This window comes from Pseudomonadota bacterium, assembly GCA_010028905.1.
GTDB lineage: Bacteria > Vulcanimicrobiota > Xenobia > RGZZ01 > RGZZ01 > RGZZ01.
The window spans coordinates 1-4,350 of the sequence record RGZZ01000433.1; the positions used below are offsets into that span (position 1 = coordinate 1).

A 4,350-nucleotide genomic window follows, 5' to 3' on the forward strand; every position below is an offset into this window, starting at 1 on the left:
CGTCCACGCCCAGCGCGGGGTAGGCTTTTTCGTCCGTCAGGGCGTGGGCTATGCCGTGGGTGGCGGCGAAGGCTTTGGCCCGTTGCAGGTCGCCCGAGACCACGGCCACCACCTCGTCACCCACCGCCCGGACGGCGCCTACCATCCATTCGCCAGCAATCGTACTGGCACCAACCAAAACCCAGCGCATAGTGTTTCTCCTAGTAGAACCATGCCATGATAACGTTTACATTTAGGTTTGAAACCCATGAAAACCCCTAAAGTCACCACCCAAACCATTGCCCAGGCTACCGGGCTGTCGCTCGCCACCGTGTCGCGCGCACTCGCCGGCAGCTCCCAGGTACTACCGGGCACGCGGGCGCGGGTGCTGGAAGCGGCCAAGGCGCTGAACTTTGTGCGCGACCGCGCGGCGGTGCGTCTTAAAACCGGCAAAACCCAGGTGCTGGCTTTTTTGGTGAACCGCTCGGACGCCAACCAACCCGCCTTCAAGGACTTGATGCTGGGCATCAGCGACGCCTTGCAGGACACGGATTACCACCTTATCGTGATGCCCGATGGGCTGGATGGCAACCGCCTCAAGACCTTGCGTTATGTGGTGGAAAACAAGCTGGCCGATGGCCTGGTCATCACCCACACCACGCCGGACGACGAGCGGGTGCGCTATTTGCAAGAGGCGCAACTGCCTTTTGTGACGCATGGGCGCACGCGCACGCTTGCCGAACACCTCGGGGAAACCACACACAGCGTCTATTCTGGTCTGATTGACCAGATGCACAGTCCGGTAGGCAACACACCTCGACGCTCGCTCGACGAGACTGTCTCAACTGCTGACGGAGCCGTAAAAAATGCCAGCAGCGTAGCAACTGGCGCAAAGGCCGCGGCAAAGGCCAGCCTTGACATCTCGTCGAGGTTTGCCGACGTAGAAGCCCTGCATCAAGCCACACTGCGCCTGACCAGCAGCTAGGAGCGTGTGTGAATACCCCCCAACCAGCATGATTCTCGGGGGGTGGCGTCGAATAGGGTCGTATGCGCCGAAAGTTCAAGGCATACGACCCTGACCAACTGTTCCTGCTGCCACCGGATCTGAGAGACTGGCTGCCGTCGAACCATCTGGCATACTTCTTCAATGACGTGGTCGAGCAACTCGACCTGTCGCCGATCTATGCCGCCTATCCCGACGACATGGGCCAACCGCCGTACGACCCGACGATGATGCTGAAGGTGTGGCTGTACGGCTTCAGCCAGGGCATCCGGTCGTCGCGGCGTCTCGAGAAAGCGCTGCACGAGATCGTGGCGTTCCGCATCCTCAGCGGCAACCAGCAGCCCGACCACTGGACGTTGAGCGACTACCGGCGCCGTCACCTGAAGGCGATGGAGCCGCTCTTCGCACAGAGCATTCAGTTGGCGGTCGAGGCTGGTCTCGTGAGCGGTCGACACGTCGCCATCGACGGCACGAAAGTGAAAGCCCACGCCTCGAAGCACGCCGCGATGAGCTACCTGCGGATGGGTATCGAGGAGAAGCGTCTGCGCGAGCAGGTCCGTCGTTACTTCGATGAGGTCGAGGCGAACGACCGAGAGGAAGACCGACTGTTCGGCAAAGGCCGCGGCGACGAGCTTCCAGAGTGGCTCGACACAGCCGAGAAGCGTCTCGAGGCGATCAAGAAGGCGAAAAAGGCGCTCGAGGAGCGGGCCCGCCAGAAGGCTGAAGACAAGGATGAGACCAGCACGGACGACGCCCCGAAACCACCCGTCGCCCCGAAGAGGCAGCGCAAGCCCCAGGCTCGCCCAGAGCCCAAGGACCAGTTGAACTTCACCGATCCCGACTCGCGGATCATGCGCAACTCCGACAAAGCCTTCGTTCAAGCCTACAACGCCCAGATCGCGGTCGACAGCGATCATCAGATCATCGTGGCTGCCACATTGACGAACCAGGCCGCGGACAACCCGCATCTCATCCCGCTGGTGAATCAGATGGTCGAGCACATCGGCGTGCCCACGGAGATCTCTGCCGACGCTGGCTACTGGAGCGAAACTAACCTACAGCATCTCGACACGTTCGGCATCGAGTCGTTCATCCCAGCGGAGAAAATACGCCATACCGAGTGGCGTGAGCGAATCGCCCCTCGTGGACGGCCCCCGGCCAACGCGACGAGACGCCAGCGGATGGCCCGCAAGCTGAGCACGAAGCGAGGCCGGGCACGCTACACGCTTCGCCAGACAACAGTCGAGCCTACCTTCGGCCAGATCAAAGAAGGACGAGGCTTGCGCCAGTTCCTGCTGCGCGGTCTCGAGAAGGTTCCTGGGTTATGGCACCTCGAGTGCCTTGTACACAACCTCATCAAGATCTTCAGGGCCGGAGGGCAGTACGCACCGGCGAGATAGTGCAGGGGGCACACTGCCTGAGGGCATCGTGAACGTTCACGATCGAGAGAATCCTCGAAAAACAACCGCGATCGCTACGAATTCTCGCCCTGACTAACCACACGCGCTCCTAGCCCTCGTCCCCGTCCTCGAAAGAAACATCCGATTGACGAGGGTCGCGGGGTCGCCTCTCAGGTGTCAATGCACGAGCTCCGCAGGACCTTCGTATCGCAAAGGAACCTGTCGCCACTCTGGCGGCCGTTCCCCAGCAAGACGCGCCATGTTCCCCACGGCCTCTTGGTGGACTGCGTCTCGTTCCTCCCGTTGCGCACGCCGCGGGCGCTTGGCGCCCAGCGAGTATAAGCCCATTTGGGCTTCTATTAAGGTGTATAAGCCCATTTGGGCTTCTAGTGACGAGTATAAGCCCATTTGGGCTTCTATCTGTGGAAGGGTAGCCCTCCGCCGACGCGCTCCCCGCCGACGCGCTCCCCGCCGACGCGCCTCCCGTGTGCGGACACGCCTCTCGTGTGCACACCCGCGTCTCTGCACCACGTCAGAGGCATAGAGCGTCAACTGCCATCGGTTCAGGGGTTCAGAGGTTCAGGTGCGGGCTTTCCACGCAGTGGTTCTCCGCGATAGACTCGCATTTCATCTCTCTCCAAGGAGTCGGCCATGCGTTCACGCTCTCCGGAAGGCGCCTATGTCGCTTCACTCGCCCCGGCGTTCCTGGTCCTCGTCTTGCTGCTCAGCGGATGCGGCAGCGGCGGCAGCGCTTTCGGCGGTTCGCGTATCAGCGGGGGCTCAACCGTCGGCAGCCTTGTTTCGGAGAGTCCGGTCCCCATTCCGGGAGAGAGCCGCACGTTGAAGGTCGCGCTCACCTTCCCCAGCGCGCAGACGAAGTCTTCGACGGTGAGCAAGACCGTGGTCGATTTCGCCCAGACCTCCAAGGTCGTCGTGCACGTGCTCGACCTCGTCTCGCACAAGGACGTTGCGACGCCGGTTGAAGCGCTGCGTCCGCAGGGTGCGCGAGAGATGAAGGTCTATGTGGCCCCTCTGGCACCCGGCACCTACGACGTCTTCGTCGAGTGCTTCGGCGCGCAGGGCAACAGCGCGGGCTATTCGACCTATCAGGCCACCGTCGTGGCCAACCAGACGGTGACGGTGCAGGTGACCAGCACTGTCACGGTGGCCCATCTTGCGATAACGCCCGCAACCGCCACCATCTCCTCGGGTGCGCTGCAACCTTACACGCTCGTGGCCGATTTCTCGGACGGCTCGTCGCAAGACGTGACCTTCGTAGCGATGTGGACATCGGGCAGCGCCGTCGTGGCCACCATTGATGCGAGCGGCGTCGTGACCGGTGTCAGCGGCGGCAATACCTCCATCTGCGCGACCATCGGCGTGAGCAGCGCGGCCGGGCAGCTCACCGTGACCGGTGCAGGGCCCTCGCCCTCGCCCACGCCCTCGCCCACTCCCTCGCCCACGCCCTCGCCCACGCCCTCGCCCACCTGGAACCTGCTGGGCAGGACTGAGCTCGCGGGGCCGCAGAAGAGCGAGACACGGGTCGCCGTCTCCGCAGACGGCACCCGGGCGACGGCGGTCTGGTCGGCCTTCGGCGCCTCGGGCATCGAGTCTGCGTCGGCGACCGTCGTCGGAAATGTGGCGAGGTGGAGCACGGTTACGCAGATCGCGTCGACCGGCAGCAATCCGGAGCAGTCCCTGTCGGCCGACGGGACCCGCGCCACCGTGGTGTTCAAGGAACGTGTCACCAATACCGTCAAATCGGCGTCGGCCACCATCAGCGGAAGCAGCGCGACGTGGAGCCCTGTGGTGTCCGTCTCGGCGGTTCCTGGGGGCAATGAGAGCATCGACGGTCCGCGCATCAAGCTCTCCGCCGACGGCGCCCGAGCCACGGCCGTGTGGACGGGTAGGTGAATCAATCACAGGCCTCAGGCGAGTATCGCACGCCGCCAGGCACCCGCGCGTTCT

Annotated in this window: 4 protein-coding genes; 3 read left to right on the forward strand and 1 reads right to left on the reverse strand. The window is 63.3% G+C overall.

Going from position 1 to position 4,350, the window contains the following annotated elements; all coding sequences use genetic code 11:
• Positions 1–190, reverse strand: a 190-nt coding sequence (locus EB084_20565) for a hypothetical protein (protein NDD30660.1), incomplete at its 3' end; no start/stop codon positions are given.
• Between the two features lie 57 nt (positions 191–247).
• Between EB084_20565 and EB084_20570 the strand changes: the two genes are divergently transcribed.
• The 3 genes from EB084_20570 (at position 248) to EB084_20580 (ending at position 4,296) form a co-directional block, all read left to right on the forward strand.
• Entirely contained in the window at positions 248–964 is a 717-nt protein-coding gene (locus tag EB084_20570) for a LacI family transcriptional regulator (GenBank protein ID NDD30661.1), read from the forward strand.
• A 62-nt stretch (positions 965–1,026) separates the two neighbouring features.
• Positions 1,027–2,382: an IS1182 family transposase gene (locus EB084_20575; protein ID NDD30662.1), complete on the forward strand. Its 1,356-nt coding sequence runs from the start codon at positions 1,027–1,029 to the stop codon at positions 2,380–2,382.
• Positions 2,383–3,033: 651 nt separating this feature from the next.
• Positions 3,034–4,296 (forward strand): hypothetical protein, encoded by a 1,263-nt coding sequence (locus tag EB084_20580; GenBank protein ID NDD30663.1) that lies wholly within the window; start codon positions 3,034–3,036, stop codon positions 4,294–4,296.
• The last annotated feature ends 54 nt before the right edge of the window (positions 4,297–4,350 follow it).

What these genes read in the sequence shown, in the direction of transcription:
- EB084_20580 (NDD30663.1), top strand. Translation starts at nt 3,034, where the DNA reads ATGCGTTCACGCTCTCCGGAAGGCGCCTATGTCGCTTCACTCGCCCCG.
- EB084_20575 (NDD30662.1), top strand. Translation starts at nt 1,027, where the DNA reads ATGCGCCGAAAGTTCAAGGCATACGACCCTGACCAACTGTTCCTGCTG.
- EB084_20570 (NDD30661.1), top strand. Translation starts at nt 248, where the DNA reads ATGAAAACCCCTAAAGTCACCACCCAAACCATTGCCCAGGCTACCGGG.